16 protein-coding genes are annotated in these 17455 nt (G+C 64.6%); 7 read left to right on the top strand and 9 right to left on the bottom strand.

Annotated features, from left to right (window positions below):
* Positions 1-218: 218 nt before the first annotated feature.
* Positions 219-842 carry a LuxR C-terminal-related transcriptional regulator gene (locus H977_RS34045; protein WP_353589383.1) on the bottom strand — a complete coding sequence of 208 codons (624 nt, stop codon included), beginning with the start codon at positions 840-842 and terminating at the stop codon, positions 219-221.
* A gap of 1210 nt (positions 843-2052) precedes the next feature.
* On the opposite strand from H977_RS34045, the gene H977_RS34050 reads away from it, so the two are divergent.
* Both H977_RS34050 and H977_RS34055 read left to right on the top strand, forming a co-directional pair.
* Complete coding sequence (locus H977_RS34050) at positions 2053-2661, top strand: ANTAR domain-containing protein (protein WP_196808336.1); 609 nt, start codon at positions 2053-2055, stop codon at positions 2659-2661.
* A gap of 57 nt (positions 2662-2718) precedes the next feature.
* Complete coding sequence (locus H977_RS34055; protein ID WP_036477452.1) at positions 2719-3456, top strand: GAF and ANTAR domain-containing protein; 738 nt, start codon at positions 2719-2721, stop codon at positions 3454-3456.
* A gap of 6 nt (positions 3457-3462) precedes the next feature.
* Here H977_RS34055 and H977_RS0127390 read toward each other — a convergent pair whose 3' ends face one another.
* The 8 genes from H977_RS0127390 to H977_RS0127425 form a co-directional block, all read right to left on the bottom strand.
* The gene (locus H977_RS0127390) at positions 3463-4278 is read right to left on the bottom strand and encodes a hypothetical protein (RefSeq protein ID WP_029110854.1); all 816 of its coding nucleotides are present in this window, start codon (positions 4276-4278) and stop codon (positions 3463-3465) included.
* A 20-nt stretch (positions 4279-4298) separates the two neighbouring features.
* Entirely contained in the window at positions 4299-5402 is a 1104-nt protein-coding gene (locus tag H977_RS0127395) for a hypothetical protein (RefSeq protein ID WP_029110855.1), read from the bottom strand.
* A gap of 75 nt (positions 5403-5477) precedes the next feature.
* A complete protein-coding gene (gene ltp2, locus H977_RS0127400; protein ID WP_029110856.1) occupies positions 5478-6632 on the bottom strand; it encodes a 17-hydroxy-3-oxo-4-pregnene-20-carboxyl-CoA lyase in 1155 nt (384 codons plus the stop codon).
* A 2-nt stretch (positions 6633-6634) separates the two neighbouring features.
* Positions 6635-7045: a MaoC family dehydratase gene (locus H977_RS0127405; RefSeq protein ID WP_196808337.1), complete on the bottom strand. Its 411-nt coding sequence runs from the start codon at positions 7043-7045 to the stop codon at positions 6635-6637.
* Complete coding sequence (locus tag H977_RS0127410) at positions 7042-8025, bottom strand: bifunctional MaoC family dehydratase N-terminal/OB-fold nucleic acid binding domain-containing protein (RefSeq protein ID WP_155946865.1); 984 nt, start codon at positions 8023-8025, stop codon at positions 7042-7044. The genes H977_RS0127405 and H977_RS0127410 overlap by 4 nt, the downstream gene beginning before the upstream one ends.
* A 79-nt stretch (positions 8026-8104) precedes the next feature.
* Complete coding sequence (gene fadE29 / locus H977_RS0127415; RefSeq protein WP_029110859.1) at positions 8105-9268, bottom strand: acyl-CoA dehydrogenase FadE29; 1164 nt, start codon at positions 9266-9268, stop codon at positions 8105-8107.
* Positions 9268-10272, bottom strand: coding sequence for an acyl-CoA dehydrogenase family protein (locus H977_RS0127420; protein WP_029110860.1), 1005 nt, complete (start codon positions 10270-10272; stop codon positions 9268-9270). Before H977_RS0127420 ends, fadE29 begins: the two co-directional genes overlap by 1 nt.
* A gap of 53 nt (positions 10273-10325) precedes the next feature.
* Positions 10326-11576, bottom strand: coding sequence for a cytochrome P450 (locus H977_RS0127425; RefSeq protein ID WP_029110861.1), 1251 nt, complete (start codon positions 11574-11576; stop codon positions 10326-10328).
* Positions 11577-11743: 167 nt separating this feature from the next.
* Here H977_RS0127425 and H977_RS0127430 point away from each other — a divergent pair, with 167 nt between their 5' ends.
* The 5 genes from H977_RS0127430 (at position 11744) to H977_RS35050 (ending at position 17090) form a co-directional block, all read left to right on the top strand.
* Positions 11744-12895: a steroid 3-ketoacyl-CoA thiolase gene (locus H977_RS0127430; RefSeq protein ID WP_029110862.1), complete on the top strand. Its 1152-nt coding sequence runs from the start codon at positions 11744-11746 to the stop codon at positions 12893-12895.
* Positions 12895-13293 (top strand): DUF8021 domain-containing protein, encoded by a 399-nt coding sequence (locus tag H977_RS0127435; protein ID WP_029110863.1) that lies wholly within the window; start codon positions 12895-12897, stop codon positions 13291-13293. The genes H977_RS0127430 and H977_RS0127435 overlap by 1 nt, the downstream gene beginning before the upstream one ends.
* Before the next feature lie 10 nt (positions 13294-13303).
* The gene (locus H977_RS0127440) at positions 13304-13783 is read left to right on the top strand and encodes a nitroreductase family deazaflavin-dependent oxidoreductase (RefSeq protein ID WP_029110864.1); all 480 of its coding nucleotides are present in this window, start codon (positions 13304-13306) and stop codon (positions 13781-13783) included.
* Positions 13784-13983: 200 nt separating this feature from the next.
* Positions 13984-15399, top strand: a complete 1416-nt coding sequence (locus H977_RS34570) for a histidine phosphatase family protein (protein ID WP_051289159.1) — start codon at positions 13984-13986, stop codon at positions 15397-15399.
* A 302-nt stretch (positions 15400-15701) separates the two neighbouring features.
* Positions 15702-17090: a histidine phosphatase family protein gene (locus H977_RS35050; protein WP_231396071.1), complete on the top strand. Its 1389-nt coding sequence runs from the start codon at positions 15702-15704 to the stop codon at positions 17088-17090.
* The last annotated feature ends 365 nt before the right edge of the window (positions 17091-17455 follow it).

Here is a 17455-nt window from a genome sequence, read left to right on the forward strand (position 1 = left end):
GACAGAATGCCTTTGGACGGTGGACGACCTGCACAAGGCTGATCGGTGAGCGTCGCGCCGATCAGGATTGCAGCGCCGTCGATGACAAGTCATCCCGGCTTCTGCTCTCAGCGACCCGGCCTGTCAATCACTATGAGGCACCGAAAGCTGTTCGTACATAGACCAACCGAGCGATCTTGAGATGAATCTCCGGTCTAGTTCCCGGACTAGATCCTGGCCTAGATCGCAGGGAGATCCGACGCCCGCGGCATGGTGCGACTGAGTGCGGCAGCCTGGGCGCGGGTGCTGACGCCCAGCTTGGTCAAGAGGTTGTGCACGTGGTTCTTGACTGTGTGAACCGCGATGCAGAGGTCGTCGGCGATCGCCCGGTTCCCGAGGCCCAGTTCCAGCATCCTCAAGACCTGGGCCTCCCGGGCGGTAAGGGCAAGCTCTTTCGCTGCCGGGCGCCGCTGGGACGCCAACGCGGACAATCGTCGAAGCAGGATTGCCGAAACCCGCGGCGGACATACGGATTCACCCGAAGAAACTTTGTGGATCAGCACGAGAAGCTGAGCGAGCGACTCTGTGCGCATGTGGTATCCGGCCACGCCCGCCTCGGCGCATGCCACGATCTTGGACTCGTCCTCCTCCGATACACCGAGGACCACCACCCGCACCTGCGGACCAAGTTTCTTCGCGTGCGTCAGCAGATTGACGCTGTCGCGCGTCTCCGTGTCCAGCAGGATCACCTGCGGCAGTGCTGTTTCGAATGCCGCGATCAACGACGCCAGATCCCAGGCAACACCCGGCAACCGTCCCCCGTGCGATGACAGGACAGCGGCCAGGTTATCGCGGGACAGCATGCAGTCGTCGATGATCAGAACTCGCGCTCCGCGGAGCAGGCCCACGCCAGGGTCAGTTCCCCAGGTCGACTCGCTCCTGCCGATAGCGGTCATCGGTAGCACACGGTCGAATACGCCACCGGACCCGTTCGCGGATCCCCGCGGATGCGCCGGCCGATGGCCGTTGCCCCCCACCTGGCCGCACACCTCCTGGCCGAGTCCTGCGGGCGCACTCACCCACAGTCCCGCCCCGGGCTCCACCGCTGTCGCGGGACAGATTGAGGTCGAGGTCGGGCCGGCAGAAATCTCGTCCATGTGACCGCTTCGTCTAATCGCAAACCGGAGACGGTTCAGCCGTCTCCGGATTCCTTCGGAACCGGCCCGCGAGAATCGCTCCCGGCATGAATATGCGCTCAAGAACCGCTCCGGCCTCGGCATGCATCAATGCGACCACGGTCGCCATCTTGGCCCCTTGCTCTAGAACCAGGTTGTGCCGACTGCCGCGGGGACCGGGCGACAAGATAGAAATTCAACTAGCTTCAGCAATTTAGCGGATATTCATCCGTTACCAGAACTGCGAATCTAGCACACTACTAATTTGTTTGCCATATCTTCAGCATGACGCTCCGAACCAACCCGCCAGTTCCGGAAAGCGCCGTTGATTGCCAAGCCGCCCGGCGGGCCACTTCCCCGCCCGGAGTTGCTGCGGCGGCATAGGTAAACAGCACGTTATCTGTGCCGAAACTGCTGGCTATCGCGCTACAAGCCCCCATGTGTTCGATGTGCGAAGTTGAAGGTCTACCCATCGCGGCGACTTCACGAGTCTCCGGCCGCTACCCTCCGCCGGGTCCACCGGACGCGTCCGCGCTTGGTCAACACAAATATTATCTAGAACGTTATATAGCAACCATATTAGAAACCTCTGCGAAACCAATTGCCGATTACAGCTATTTAGCTCGACTGACTGTTTCGGACACTGACATCCAGCGCCCTCTCCAGTTCATGCTCGGCCGCAAACCACACCTCAGCCGGTACGGTGAGAGTCCGGGCTTGACCGATGGACAGAGCGGAGCGTTCCGTGAATGCGTCGGAGCCGTTGGATGTGCGAACGAGGTTTCTCGCTGCCTTCCACACGACCTCGCCTGACCACGATCCGGCTCAGCGACTGTGCGAGACATGCGTATCGGTTCTTCCGGTCACACGGGCGGGGATCTCGGTGAATGTGGAGGGCGTGGGACTTGAAGTCCTGCGGACCAGCGACGCCGTCGCCGAACGCGTGGAATGGACTCAGGTCACGTTGGGCGAGGGACCCGGTGTGGACGCCATGGCATCCGGCGGCCCGGTGGTGGTGGCGGACCTGTCCGCATCGGACGCGCGGTGGCCGACGTTCGCCAATGAGGCCGCCGACATCGGCGTCGCCGCGATGTACGCACTACCGCTGCAGATCGGTGCGATCCAAGTAGGTGTCCTCGATCTGTACCGCGATGCTCCGGCAGAACTGGCCGCCATCGATTTTGCCAACGCGTTGGCGGTCGCCGAGATGGTGACCGCGACGTTGCTGAGTCCGGATCGAACAGATATCCCGGTCGATTCGATCGGATCGGTGTGGGACCAGCCCATAGGCAGTCGCGAGGTTCACCAGGCCACCGGGATGATCGTCGCGCAACTAGGGGTCAGCGCCCGAAACGCCTACGTCCGCCTGCAGGCCTACGCCTACGCGCACGGGCGATTGCTCAGTGATGTCGCCCATGAAGTTGTACATCGCCGGCTGAGGTTCACACCTGGCGCCGATGTCGACCCGGCAGCGGATCCAGACCCGGACCCATCGGTGGCCCCGTGAGCAAAGTTGACCACCACAGGCGCAGAGGGAAAAAATGATTCCGGTAAGGGGACACTGATGGACCGGTACGAGCAACTCGCGAATACATTCGTCGGACTGGCGGACACCCTCGTCGCAGACTATGACGTGGTCGAGTTCGCCCAGCGCCTGGTTGACAACCTCACTGCCTTGCTGCCGGTGTCCTCGGCCGGCATCATGCTCGGTGACGCGAACGGACGCCTGCATGTGTTCGCCTCGAGCAGCGAACACATCCGCCTCCTCGAATTGCTGCAAGTCGAGGCGAACGCCGGCCCGTGCCTGGAGGCCTACGTCACTCGGAACCCGGTGCTGGTACCCGCTATCCCGAACGAGAGCCAACGTTGGCCCGCGTTCGCCGAGCGTGCCGCGGAGTACGGGTTCGCAGCGGTGTTCGCGTTGCCATTGCGGTTGCGCGATGAGCGCATCGGCGCTGTGAATCTGTTCCGCACCGAACCCGGGCCACTGTCAGAGGTCGATCTTGCAGTCGGGCAAGGATTGGCAGACGTCGCTGCCGTCGGGATACTGCACCAACGCATCCTGACCCGCGCCGAGATCATCAATCAGCAGCTGCAAAGTGCTCTCAACACCCGGACCATCATCGAACAGGCAAAGGGTGTTCTCGCCGAGCGCGGGTCCGTCGGGATGGACGAATCCTTCGTTTTGCTGCGCTCGCACGCCAGGCGAACCAATCAACGACTGGCCGACCTGGCCCGCGCCGTGGTCGGCGGCGCTGACACCACGGCAATTCTCAACCCCGGAGCTGCACCCCAGGCCTGACACCGCTTACATGCGACGCGACAGATCACCATCGTCGTAGCGCGGCGGCGGCTGGTGCGGAGCCACCGGAGCCACCGGAGCGGCCGGCGTGTGCGGAGCGACCGGTGCTTGCGGCGGTGCCACCGGAGCGGGCCCGGCACTCGGACGATTTTCACTCGGTGTAGCAGCGCCTGCGCCCTCCGGAGCTCGCTCGGAGCGGTCGGTCAGCTGGGTCTCACGGGCATCCAGGCCAGCTTCACGCCGATCCTGCGCAGCATCGCGGTCGTTCTGCGCTGTCTCGCGATCCTCCTGCTGCTTGTCCCGCTCGTTGAGCTTGGCCTCGCGTTCCTCTTGCTGCTGTTGCGGATTCGGACCGCCGGGCTGACCCGGGCCGCCGGGCTGGCCAGGTTGACCGGCACCTGGCGCACCGTCCTTCCCCGCACCGTCGCCCTTGGCGCCTTCCATGGCCTTCATCAACGGCTCCATCAATGAGCCGAACTGTCCACCCATCTGGCCCGCCATCTGGGCCGGCGCCCCGGCCATCTGACCCATCTGGCCCATTTGCCCCAGCATCTGGCCGAGTTGGCCGACGCCCTCTCCACTGCCTTGGTCAGCCTTGTCGTAGGCGCCCTGGGCGTCAGAGAGCTTGCTGTTGAACATGTTTTCTTTGGCCGACAACGCCGTGACATTCGTCGTCATCGAGGCCGCCAGCGTCGGCAAGATCCCGGCGATGGTCATGCTCATCGCATCCTCGCCGGCTTGAATCGGCGGCATCTCGGGCAGCTCCACCGGCGCGGCGTTCCAGCTCAGCGGTGCGTCAGGAGTTGAGAGCGGATCACCCATGGAGTCCCCCTTGAATCAGCTCACCAGTCGTCATAGTCGTCATCGCCATCCCCCAACTCATGTTCCAGCGGGGCCGGTACTGCCAGACCCGATGTCGTGCCTCCGCCGCCTTCGCCACCGCGTTGGCCCATCATGCCCATCGGGCTGCCGCCGCCCATGCCCGCCGCGTTGGCCGCGGCGACCGGCGCGATACCGGCCATCACCGCGCCGCTGGCCCCGGGGTCGACGGCGACCGGCGCGGTGTTGCCACCGACGAGCCGCGACAACAGCGGGGTCTGCGGGCTGCCGCCACCCGGTCCGCCCGGCAGTCCTGCGGACTTGACCATGCCCGAACCGCTGCTCGGGCCGGCTCCGCCGGCCAGCGGATGATTCGAGAACGACGAGAACGGGCTCGGACCGGCACCGGAGCCCTTGCCACCTGAACCCAGCATGGATGTCAACTGCTGCAGAGGCTGGGACAGCTGCTGTAGCGGCTGGGAGAGCTGCTGGGGAATCTGACCGAGCATCTGCGGGATCTGCCCCAGCATCTGCGGGAGCTGGCTGATCAGCTGCATCATCTGCTCGCCGCCCTTTGAGGCGGCCTCCGTCGCCTGGGCGGTCGGGGGCGTGCCGACCTGCGGGAGGTTGGCTATGGTGCCCAGGCTGCCGGCCATCTCACTGCTCGCGGCCGAAACCGTCGCGATGTTCTGCGACAGCCCCATCTTGATGCGGCTCTCGATCAGCTGTTGGACATTGGGCGTGACCGCCGCCGCCGCCTGGAGCGCCATGACCTCCTGCTGGACCTCTTCGGCGGCCGCGTTGACCGCGGTCTTGGTCTGCACCACGGCCGCCGCCATGGTGGTCAGCGCGGTGGCGATGGCTTGAGCCTGAGCGGCGTTCGCCTCGTGGCCGGCGATCATCGTGGTGGCCTCGCCTGAGGCGGCGAGCGAACTGGCGCCCTTCCACCCCTCGCCGAGCTTCGCGAGCTGGCTGGTCTGCTGCGGAACGACGCTGCCGCTGATCTTGGTCGCGAGCTTCGTATACGACGCCGCAGCCGCGGTCAGCTGATCCTCATCGACATTCGGCCAAGCCGGTCCTTGCAACGTCTGCGACCCGTACGGGCTGCTGTCGCGCGGCATCCCCATGCCACGGCCCCCTTCTACGCGTGATGCACATGCGGAGCAAACATTACCGTGCCGATCAGGGGTGGCGACGCACCTTTACCCGAGGATCAATCCGGAGGTCGGCACGCCCGTTCCAGCAGTGACCAGCACATGCTCGACGCCCTCGACCTGGTTGACCGAAGTACCCCGCAACTGGCGCACGCCCTCGGCGATGCCGTTCATACCGTGGATGTAGGCCTCGCCGAGCTGACCACCATGGGTGTTGATCGGCAGCCGCCCGCCGATCTCGATGGCGCCACCGGCAATGAAGTCCTTGGCCTCGCCCTTACCGCAGAATCCGAGCTCCTCGAGCTGGATCAGCGTGTACGGGGTGAAGTGGTCATAGAGGATGGCGGTCTGGATGTCGGTGGGAGACAGACCGCTCTGGTCCCAGAGCTGACGGCCGACCAGGCCCATCTCGGGCAGCCCGAGCTCGTCGCGGTAGTACGAGTACATGGTGAACTGATCCGTGCCGGCGCCCTGAGCGGCGGCCTCGATGATCGCCGGCCGGTGCTTGAGATCCTTGGCCCGCTCGGGCGTGGTGACGACGATGGCGACACCGCCGTCGCTCTCCTGGCAGCAGTCCAGCAGCCGGAGCGGCTCGGCGATCCACCGCGAGTTCTGGTGATCCTCGATGGTGATGGGTTTGCCGTAGAAGAATGCCTTCGGGTTGGTGGCGGCGTGCTTGCGGTCGGCCACCGACACGGCACCGAAATCCGCACTGGTGGCGCCATATTCGTGCATGTAGCGCTGGGCGATCATCGCCACCGAGGCGGCCGGGGTGCTCAGACCGTGCGGGTAGGACCAGCTGTATTCGACACCGCGCGAGTCCGCGTTGACGGTCAGGCCGGTCATCACCTGCCCGAACCGGAACTCCGAGCGCTCATTAAAAGCTCTGTAGGCCACCGCACATTCCGCGACACCGGTGGCGACCGCGAGGGCAGCCTGCTGGACGGTCGCTGCCGCGGCACCGCCGCCGTAACCGATCTGACTGAAGAACTTCAGATCGCCGATCCCCGTGGACCGGGCCACGGCGGTCTCCAGGTTGGAGTCCATCGTGAAGGTCACCAGGCCGTCGACATCAGAGGGCTCGAGACCGGCGTCGTCGAGCGCGTCGAGCACCGCCTCGGCGGCCAGCCGCAGCTCACTGCGACCGGAGTTCTTGGAGAAGTCGGTGGCGCCGATACCGGCGATGGCGGCTTTACCGGACAGGCTCACTGTGCGCCTCCCAGAACGAGGGTGGACGTGGCGATGACATGGTTGCCAAGGCTGTTGCTGCCCACCACTTTCAGGGTCACCAGGTCGCCCTCGATCTCGGTGACCTCACCGGTGAAGGTGATCGTGTCGTAGGCGTACCACGGCACCCCGAGTCGCAGCTTGATCGACTTGACGATGGCGTTGGGTCCAGCCCAGTCGGTCACGTACCGACCGACCAGACCGGTGTCGGTGAGGATGTTGACGAAGATGTCCTTGGAACCCTTGGCCTGCGCCTTGTCCCGGTCGTGGTGCACATCCTGGTAGTCGCGCGTCGCGATGGCGGTGGAGACGATGAACGTCGGGTCGCCGTAGATCTTGAGTTCGGGGAGTGGAGTGCCCACTTGAACGTCGGAGATAGTCAGGCTCATGCTTGCGGCTCCCATGCGTACAACGTCCAGGCCGGGCTGATCTCACTGTCCGGGAAGTCGATAAAGGTTGCGGTGACCGGCATTCCGATCTTCACCTGATCGGCGGCGATACCCCGCAGTTCACCCAGCATCCGCACGCCCTCCTCGAGTTCGACCAGCGCGATGACGAACGGCAGGCTGCGTCCGGGCACCTTGGGCGCATGGTGCACGACGTAGCTGAACACCGTGCCCTTGCCGGAGGCGACGACGTAGTCGGACTCCGTCACCGGGTCCTTGTAGTCCTTCCACACGGCAGGCACCGGCGGGTGCTGCAGGGTTCCGTCCGGGCGACGCTGGATCCTCAACTCGTGGGCGTTGACGCCGTCCCAGAAAAACTTGGTGTCCCGCGACGAGGATGGCCGCATCAGTTTGTCAGGATCGAGATCCTCAGGGATGACCGCCGTTTCGGCTGAGTCCTCCCCGGTCTGCTTTCCGGCCGGCAGAAATTTCATGATCCGCCAGTCCATGTCGGCCACTTCCTCGTCACCGACATGCCAGCGGATCTTCTGATTGATGAAATAGCCCTCGCCCAACGCGGTCTGCTTGGGGCCGACGATGCCCACGATCTCGGCGCTCATCGCCACCTGCTCGCCGGGTTGGAGGTACCGGTGATACGTCTGGTCGCAGTTGGTGGCCACGACGCCGACATACCCGGCGTCGTCGAACAACTTCATCGCACGACCCAGCGGATCATCGTCGGAGCGGGTGCGACCCAGGCCCATCATGGTCCAGACCTGGATCATCGCCGGCGGTGCCACGATGCCGGGATGCCCTGCGGCCCGGGCTGCGGCCTCGTCGACATAGATCGGATTCTTGTCTCCGATCGCGTCGACCCAGTGGTGAATCATGGGCTGATTCACCGGATCCCGAGCCACAGTCGGCTTGCTCGTGCCGGACGCGATGATCTGGTCGATGCCTGCCTGCAGATCGCTCACCTGCACCCTCCTCGTCGAAAGTGAAGTTGTTCGCGAGATTCGGTCAATTCTTCGCCATCGAGCTCACACTCGGCGACACCGACAGTCACCGCGGAACCCGCGGCACCTTCAGACCGGACGCCGCGATCATCTCGCGCATGACTTCGTTGACGCCACCACCGAAGGTGATCACCAGGTTGCGTTTGGCCATCTTGTCCAGCCAGATCAGCAGCTCGCCGGTCTCGGGATCGGCCGGGTTGCCGTACTTGCCGACGATCTCCTCGGCCAACCGACCGACTTCCTGGATGCGTTCGGTGGAGAACACCTTGGTGGCGGCGGCGTCGGCCACGGCGATGGTCTCGCCGGACGCGGCGACCTGCCAGTTGAGCAGCTCGTTGATCCGCCAGATCGACTTGATCTGCCCCAGAAGGCGTTTCACGTCGTCATGCTCGATCGGGGTGACACCGTCCGAACCCGGCTTGGACGCCCAGGCGTGCACCTGGTCGTAGATGCCGGCGATGCGGCCGGCCGGGCCCAGACCGACCCGCTCGTGGTTGAGCTGGGTGGTGATGAGCTTCCAGCCGCCGTTCTCCTCGCCCACGAGCATGTCGGCGGGGACGTGCACGTCGTTGTAGTACGACGCGTTGGTGTGATGCGCACCGTCGGACAGGATGATCGGCGTCCAGGAGTAGCCGGGATCCTTGGTGTCGACGATCAGGATCGAGATGCCCTTGTGCTTGGCCGCGGTCGGGTCGGTACGGCAGGCCAGCCAGATGTAGTCGGCGTCGTGTGCGCCCGTGGTCCACATCTTCTGCCCATTGACGATGTACTCGTCACCGTGCCGCACGGCGGTGGTCCGCAACGACGCGAGGTCGGTGCCGGCGTCGGGCTCGGAATAGCCGATCGCGAAATGCACTTCACCTGCGAGAATTCCGGGCAGGAACTTCTTCTTCTGTTCCTCGGTGCCCAGCGCCTGCAGGGTCGGGCCGACCGTCTGCAGCGTGACCATCGGCAGCGGGATGTCGGCGCGGTTGGCCTCGTTGATGAAGATCTGCTGCTCGACGGGGCCGAAGCCCAGGCCGCCGTACTCCTTGGGCCAGCCGACGCCGAGTTTGCCGTCGCTGCCCATCCGCTTGATCACCGTGCGGTAGGCCTCGTTGTGCCGGTCGGACTCCATCGCCGCGGCCTCTTCGGGCGTGATGAGGGTCGAGAAGTATTCCCGCAGTTCGGTTTGCAGTGCCCGCTGCTCGGGTGTCAGGTCGATGAACATTACGCTCCCACCAAATCGAGGCGATGCGACGGACCGCCCAGCAGCCGGGTCAGATCCTTGATCGAGGAGTAGTAGCGGTCCATCGGGTAGGTGATGTCCATACCCATACCGCCGTGCAGATGATGGCACAACCGCATGGCCGGGGCCGCCTGCGAGGTGAGCCAGTAGCCCAGGATGTCCAGATCTTCGTCGGCGTCGAGGCCCTCGGACAGCCGCCACAGAGCCGAGGTGGACAGCAAAGAGATTGTCCGCGAGGCGATGTAGACCTCGGACAGCTGTGCGGCCACAGTCTGGAACGTCGAGAGCGGCCGGCCGAACTGCTCACGCGTCGCCACGTAGTCGGCGGTCAACCGCAGCGCGCCGGCCACCAGTCCGGCTGCGAACGCGCCTGTGACGGCCAGTGCCAGCTGGTTGACCCGGTGCGCACTCGCGCCGTCGAGGACATCGGCGGCGTCGACCGCGACATCGGCGAACGTGACGGCGTATTCGTCGGAACCGTTGGAGGTCGGGGTTTTGGTGATCGTCACACCGTCGGCCGCGGGCGAGACCACCACCACGGCGTTGTCGGTGGTGACCACCAGCCACTTCGCCGTCTCGGCATAGGGCACACCGATTTTGGTGCCGTTGAGCTTGCCTTCCGCGAAGTTGGTCGCGGGACGTTCCGGCAGCGACTGCCCGGGTTCGTTGAGCGCCGCCGAGAGCACCGCACCGCCTGCGACACCGGACAGATACCGGTCCTGCTGCGACTCGGTGGCCAGGTCGAGCAGCGATACCAGACCGAGGCCAACGGTGGCCAGCGCGGGGCCGGTGGTGCCGTGCCGACCGATCTCGGTCAGCGCGGTCGACAGTTCGGGCAGACCCAACCCGTCACCGCCGAGTCGGTCCGGCACTCCCAGCGCCGCGACGCCACCGGAAACCAGTGCATCCCAGGTGTTGTCGCGTTCCAGAACAGAGGTCACCACGTCGGCGACAGCCTGCTGTTCTGGGTTCGGTGTGAAATCCACCCGAATCCTCCTTGATTCGTCAGGCGATCAGTGCGCTCGTTGGGCTCAGGCGATCAGTGGTTGACCGGGCACTTGCCGGTGTAATCAACCGGCCAGTGCTTGATGCCGTTGAGCCATCCGGACTTCAGCCGCTCGGGATCGCCGATCGGCTTGAGGTCGGGCATGTGATCGGCGACCGCGTTGAAGATCAGGTTGATGGTCAGGCGGGCCAGGTTGGCGCCGATGCAGTAGTGCGCCCCGGTGCCGCCGAATCCGACGTGCGGGTTGGGGTCGCGAAGGATGTTGAAGGTGAAGGGGTCTTCGAACACCGCATCGTCGAAGTTGGCCGAACGGTAGGACATCACCACGCGCTCGCCGGCCTTGATCTTGACGCCCGAGATCTCGGTGTCCTCGCTGGCGGTGCGTTGGAAGGCCGAAACCGGTGTGGCCCAACGGATGATCTCGTCGACAGCGGTCTTCGGCCGCTCCCGCTTGAAAAGCTCCCACTGATCGGGGTTCTGGGAGAACGCGATCATGCCGTGGGTGATGGAGTTACGACTGGTCTCATTGCCGGCGACGGCCAGCATGATGACGAAGAAGCCGAACTCGTCGTCGCTGAGCTTCTCGCCGTCGATGTCGGCCTGGATCAGCTTGGTGACGATGTCGTCGGTCGGGTTCTTGCCCCGCTCCTCGGCCATCTTCATGGCGTAGGTGATGACCTCGAACGAGGACATGGCCGGGTCGACGTCGGCGTATTCGGGATCGTCGCCCGCGGTCATCTCGTTGGACCAGCGGAACAGCTTGTCGCGGTCGTCCTGGGGCACACCGAGCAGTTCGGCAATGGCCTGCAGCGGCAGCTCGCAGGACACCTGCTCGACGAAGTCACCGGTGTTCGAGGCGGCGGCATTCTTGGCGATCTGCTGGGCCCGGGAGTTCAGCTCGTCCTCGAGCCGCGCGAGCGCACGCGGGGTGAAGCCACGGGAGATGATCTTGCGGAGCCGGGTGTGGTGCGGGGCGTCCATGTTCAGCAGGACAGCGCGCTGCAGGTCGACCGCTTCGCGGGTCATCTCCTGCGGCCAGACCGGAATCGCGCCGTTCATCGCGCTGGAGAACACCTCGCTGCGCAGCGAGACGTCCTTGACGTCCTCGTGCCGGGTCACCAGCCAGTAGCCCTTGTCACCGAAGCCTCCGGTGCCTCCGGGGACGTCGACCCAGTGAACCGGCTCGGCCTTACGCAGCTCGGCGAGTTCCTCGACCGGCAGGCCCTTGAGGTTCAGCTCGGAATCGAGGAAGTCGAATTCCTTGGGAATGTTGGGGCAGCCCATGTGTCTAACTCCTAGTGTCTGTAGCAAGCCGTGCGCGTAGCCAGCAATGCTTGAAACAACGTGGTCTAGTACCAATTGAGACCATTGAAACACGGCTTGACCGCAGATCAAAGGTAGTGGTGCATCGCCGCTTGTCAGAGTAATGAAACGTGTTCTAGCCTGACTCCATGGGTAACCCTGTCATCGTCGAAGCCACCCGCAGCCCCATCGGCAAGCGCAACGGCTGGTTGTCCGGCCTGCATGCCACCGAGCTGCTCGGAGCCGTCCAGAAGGCCCTCATCGAGAAGGCCGGAATCGACCCCGGCAGCGTCGAGCAGGTGATCGGCGGTTGCGTCACCCAGTACGGCGAGCAGGCCAACAACGTCACCCGGCAGTCCTGGCTGATCGCCGGGTTGCCCGAGCACGTCGGCGCCACCAGCGTCGACTGCCAGTGCGGCAGCGCGCAGCAGGCCAACCACCTGGTCGCCGGCCTCATCGCGACCGGGGCCATCGACATCGGCATCGCCTGCGGGATCGAGGCGATGAGCCGGGTCGGCCTGGGCGCCAACGGCGGCGGCGCCCGTGCCGCGTCGTGGGACATCGACCTGCCGAACCAGTTCGAAGCCGCCGAGCGCATCGCCAAGCGCCGTGGCATCACCCGCGCCGACATCGACGCACTGGGGTTCGCCTCTCAGGCAAAGGCCAAGCAGGCGTGGGCCGAGGGCCGTTTCGACCGCGAGATCTCCCCGATCGATGCACCGGTCATCGACGAGAACAAGCAGCCGACCGACGAATGGAACACGGTCAGCCGCGACCAGGGGCTCCGCGATACCACCCTTGAGGGTCTGGCGGCGCTGAAGCCGGTCATGGAAGGCGGTATCCACACCGCCGGAACGTCGTCGCAGATTTCCGACGGTGCCGCCGCGGTGCTGTGGATGGACGAGGACAAGGCGAAGGCGCTCGGCCTCAAACCCCGCGCCCGCATCATCAGCCAGGCCAACGTCGGCGCCGAGACCTACTACCACCTCGACGGTCCCGTGCAGTCCACCGCGAAGGTCCTCGAAAAAGCCGGCATGAAAATCGGCGACATCGACCTCGTCGAGATCAACGAGGCGTTCGCCTCGGTGGTGCTGTCCTGGGCCCGGGTGCACGGGGCCGACATGGACAAGGTCAATGTCAACGGCGGTGCCATCGCGCTGGGCCACCCGGTCGGATCGACCGGTGCGCGCCTGATCACCACCGCTCTGCACGAATTGGAGCGCACGGACAAGAGCACGGCGCTGATCACCATGTGCGCCGGCGGGGCGCTGTCCACCGGCACGATCATCGAGCGGATCTAGTGACCCCTTCCGAGTCGTCTGCTGGGCCTGTTTCAGATGCCGACCGCATCGCCGCCGCACAGGCGTACATCGATGCGCTGGTGAGCCATCAGGCGGATGCGGTCCCGTTCTCACCGGATTGCATCCGCATCGAGATGGGTCTGAAGACCGGCCGCTCCGGAGATCACCTGCGCCGCAGCCTGAACAACGGTCCGCAGTTCAAGTTGATCGAGAAGACGACGACGCCGGAGTTCACCGTCGACGGCGATCAGATCCGGGCTCGATTCGATGTACTGACCAAGCCGCGTCTGTTCGGGCGGCGGGTGTGCTCACACGTCGACGAGACGTTCCTGATTCCGGCATCGGATGGACAGATCCATCACATCCGCGCCTCCCTGACCCCGTTCATCAGCCGCTAAGGTCCCCCGCATGGCCAACACCCCTCGTCCGCTCAGCCCCAAACAGGTCGAACGGCTCAACGCGAAATCGACCGGCACCGCGATCAAGTGGATGTCGCGCGCCCAGACCTGGATCTTCAAGAAGACGGGCGGGCGCTTCGGCGACAAGTTCCTGCGCGGCGCCGAAGTGGGCATCCTGACGACGACCGGGCGCAAGTCGGGCGAGGAGCGGGACAGCCCGCTCCTGTACCTCCAGGAAGGCAAACGCATCGTGCTGGTCGCCTCGCAGGGCGGCCGGGCCACCAATCCGATGTGGTACCTGAACCTGGTGGCCAATCCCCGGGTGAAGTTCCAGACCAAGCACGAGACCTTGGAACTCACCGCGCGCGATGCCACCGACGCCGAGCGCGACGAGTACTGGCCCAAGCTGGACGCCATGTACGCCGACTTCGTGAACTACCGGTCCTACACAGACCGCAAGATCCCGATCGTGATCTGCGACCCGGCCTGACCGGACGTCTCCCAAAAGCGCCCCCGACCTCGAGGTCGGGGGCGCTTTTGGGTTGCGAGGTGTCCTGTAGCTGGCCAATTACGCAACTCTTGGTAGCAGAATTGACGAGTGAACAGAATTTTGATTATGTTCTGTGAGCCCGCGCACAGTGAACGGCAAGTGAGCGGCAGCCCACATTTTCGTGAACCGATGGAGAACGTATGCAACGACCCAACCGCCGCCGGGCTGCCGGTGCCGCCGCGACCACCCTGACAGCGTGTTCCCTCTTCGCGGCCGCGACCCTGCCCGCCGCCGCCATGACGGTCACCTTCATCCGGCATTCCGAATCGCAGGCCAACGCCTCCGGCTACATCGACACGAGCACTCCCGGGCCGCACCTGACCAATGACCAGGTCAACCAGAATGATGGTCCGACCGGCGAGCAGCAGGCAGTCGACTGGGCCAATGCCCAGTGCCCCACTGCCGAGTGCACCAAGTTCGACGCGCTCTACGCCTCGACCATGATCCGCACCCAGGAGACTGCGGCACCGTTCGCCCTCAAGCGTGGGTTGCCGGTCACCGTCCTTGGTGCCTACGACCCGGATCACCCGCAGCAAAACTCCGGTGTGCAGGAAATCAGTGCAGGCATCTTCGAGGGCCTGCCCGAGGGCGAGGGCATCGGCCGCATCGGCTACATCCTTGCGCCGCTGGCCTGGACGCTGGGCCTGCAGTTCGTCCCGATCCCCGGCGGAGAGAACGGCCTGGAGTTCAACGAGCGCGTGACCAATGCCCTCTCCCAGGTCGAGTCGGACACCGAGGACACCAACGGCGACGGCGAGATCGACGCCGCGGTGTTCTCACACGGCGCGACCATCATGATGTGGACGATGATGAACGTCGACAACCCCAACCTGTTGTTGATCGTGCAGCATCCGTTGAACAACACCGACACGGTCGTCGTCGAGAAAAACGACGACGGCAGTTGGACCCTGAAGAGCTGGGCTGGTGAAGAGGTCGGTCCGGCCAACTACCCGACCCAGATGTTCGTCAACGTGCGCGATCTGATCGTGGCGCCGCAGAAAGCGGCCTACGACATGCGGCTCCCGGTCCTTTCGCTCGACGCCGAGGGCATCGTCACCACCGGTGCGCAGGGCGTGCAGAACGTCGCCAACGCCGGCGTGAAGTTCGTCAAGGACTCGATCACCGACACCGTCAACGCGATCACCGGAATCCCCGGCTCGTTGGGGAAGCAGCCGGAATCGCCGGTGTCGAAGGTCAGCACCCTCAACGCCACCGCGGACAACGGTGGCGCCTTCGGCACCACGGCCGCGGGCGACAGCGCTGCCGAAGGCGCCACCGAAGCCGTCGAAAAGGCAACCGAGCCGGTGCAGCCCAAGGCCACCGCCACCCGCGTCACCAACGGCGCGACGCGGCTGACCAATGGCAACAAGGTCGAGCCGGGTAACGCTGCCTCCGCGGTGCGCGATCGGGCCAATCAGGCCGCAGACGAGGTGCGTAGCGGGATCGAGTCCTCGGTCACACAGGCCCGTGACACCGTCAAGAAGCTGACCGGTGCCACCAAGGCCGACAAGTCCGATGACAACAAGGCCAAGCCGAAGGCCAAAGACGCGGCATGAAATAGGCTGCAGCGCAAAGGAATACCAACTGGGCCGGTCCCCCTCCTCACGTCGAGGAGGGGGACCGAGCCGTGCCCTCGGCGGTCCGGCAAACGACCTCATGTTTCGTGAAATAGTTTCCCGCACAACGGGATAACGCCTGGACTTAATCCCAACTGGGCAGACAATGCAGTTGGCCGGCCAACGCACTGTCACCGGCAGGTCACGTGAAATCCGTACAGCCGCAATGGAGGAAACACATGAACCGCCGCAAAGGTGACGCGCCGGCGTCCCGATATAGAAGCATTCTAGGGGGTGTCGCCTTGGCATTCCTCGCGTTCTTCCTGGCGATGCCCGTCGCCCATGCCGCCGAGAACATGCGCATCACGTTCATCCGGCATGGCGAATCGGAGGGCAACGCCTCCGGGCTGATCGACACCAAGACCCCCGGGCCGGTGCTGACCGAAAAGGGCCGTCAGGAGGCCCAGGCCGTAGCTGACCTGCTGGGCGACAACAACTATGACGCGATCTATGCCTCGCAGATGGTGCGCACGCAGCAGACCGCCGCGCCGATGTCGGCCTACCTGGGCCTGCCGATCCAGGTGCTGCCCGGCCTGCAGGAGATCGAAGCAGGCATCTACGAGGGCACGCCCGAGAGTGAGGCGGCCGCCGGATACGGGAAGATCATCGGCGCGTGGGCGATTGCGGGCCAACGCGGCGTGGCGATGCCCGGAACCACGCTCACCGGAGACGGCCTTGACGCCCGGGTCGATGGTGCGATCCAGCAGATGTACGACAAAGGCGATCGCAATGTCGCGGTGTTCTCCCACGGCGGCACCATCATGGTCTGGACAATGATGAACGCGTCGAATCTCACCGTGACGGACAAGATCGACCTACTCAGCCATTACGCGCTCGGCAACACCGATTACGTTGTCGTCGAGGGCAATCCCGAGGACGGCTGGATCCTGACGGACTGGAACGGCAAGAAGTTCAGCCCCGAACCCACCTTCGAGCACGAAGTGAACATGCAGCTGCGGACGCTGAGCAGGCAGCTGACCGCCGCCGCCGATCAGGTCAAAGCGGCATTCCAGACCGGTGATCTGAAGACGATCGCGACCGCGATCAACCACAGCGTCGCAGACGCATCCTTCTCGGTCACCAAATTCAGCCGTGCGATCAACGCGCAGATCATCGAGCGCGTCAGCGACACGGTCCAAAAGGATACGAGCGATCTCCAGGAGAAGGTGACCACTGGCACCGAGAACGTCAAGAACTCGGTGAACACCACGACCGACAGCGTCGCGAAGGCAGTTCAGTCCGCCCCGGAGACGGAGACTGTCTCGGACACAACGAAACCGGCCGATTCCGCATCCCTCGCGGGGACGAAGTCGAAGCTCAAGGCCGCGGCCGATGGCATCGTCAAGCCGCGCACTGCGACTGACCTGTCGGACGGCAACAAGGCGCTACCGGGTGTCACGAAGTCGCTCAGCCGTGCCGGCGAGCAGGTGCGCACCGCCGCCAAGGAAGCGCACGACCAGGTGTCGTCGTCGATCAAGAAGCTCGGCGATGCGGTCAAGAAGGCCACCGGCCAGACCGGCCAGACCGGAACGTCCGCGACGTCCGCGACGTCCGCGACGTCCGCGACGTCCGCGACGTCCGCCAAAGACAGCGGCGCCGGCAGCGACACCGCAGGCAAGGACGCCGCCTAACCCTCACGAGCAGACGCAAAACTGCCCCTTTTCTGAAGTGCTCCCCGGAAGTTGGACTGAGAAATTCAGTTTCTTCTTCTGGGGAGTACTTTTTTGCATCCTTCTAGTTCGTTGAGTGAGGCTCAACGTGGTGCGGCGGTAGCGTTGTTCGAGCAGGGTCGGGGCTATGGCGCCACGGCGAGGTATCTGGGAGTGAGCCGGGGGCCGGTTCGCGAAATATATCGCCGTTGGGTCCTGCATGGCAGGAAGGTACTGGTGGCAAAACCGACCAAAACGCAGTACTCGTTCGAGTTCAAGCTCGAAGTGGTGGGCAAGGTGATCGACGAGGGTGCGTGTGCGCAGCAGGTAGCTCAGGAGTACCGGCT

This window comes from Mycobacterium sp. URHD0025 (assembly GCF_000426065.1).
GTDB lineage: Bacteria > Actinomycetota > Actinomycetes > Mycobacteriales > Mycobacteriaceae > Mycobacterium.

Excerpts from the sequence above, each read along its gene's own strand:
- H977_RS34045 (WP_353589383.1), bottom strand. The coding sequence starts at position 842 with ATGCTGTCCCGCGATAACCTGGCCGCTGTCCTGTCATCGCACGGGGGA.
- H977_RS34570 (WP_051289159.1), top strand. The coding sequence starts at position 13,984 with ATGCAACGACCCAACCGCCGCCGGGCTGCCGGTGCCGCCGCGACCACC.
- H977_RS0127390 (WP_029110854.1), bottom strand. The coding sequence starts at position 4,278 with ATGGGTGATCCGCTCTCAACTCCTGACGCACCGCTGAGCTGGAACGCC.
- H977_RS0127425 (WP_029110861.1), bottom strand. The coding sequence starts at position 11,576 with ATGGGCTGCCCCAACATTCCCAAGGAATTCGACTTCCTCGATTCCGAG.
- H977_RS0127395 (WP_029110855.1), bottom strand. The coding sequence starts at position 5,402 with ATGGGGATGCCGCGCGACAGCAGCCCGTACGGGTCGCAGACGTTGCAA.
- H977_RS0127440 (WP_029110864.1), top strand. The coding sequence starts at position 13,304 with ATGGCCAACACCCCTCGTCCGCTCAGCCCCAAACAGGTCGAACGGCTC.
- H977_RS0127430 (WP_029110862.1), top strand. The coding sequence starts at position 11,744 with ATGGGTAACCCTGTCATCGTCGAAGCCACCCGCAGCCCCATCGGCAAG.
- fadE29 (WP_029110859.1), bottom strand. The coding sequence starts at position 9,268 with ATGTTCATCGACCTGACACCCGAGCAGCGGGCACTGCAAACCGAACTG.
- H977_RS0127405 (WP_196808337.1), bottom strand. The coding sequence starts at position 7,045 with ATGAGCCTGACTATCTCCGACGTTCAAGTGGGCACTCCACTCCCCGAA.
- H977_RS34055 (WP_036477452.1), top strand. The coding sequence starts at position 2,719 with ATGGACCGGTACGAGCAACTCGCGAATACATTCGTCGGACTGGCGGAC.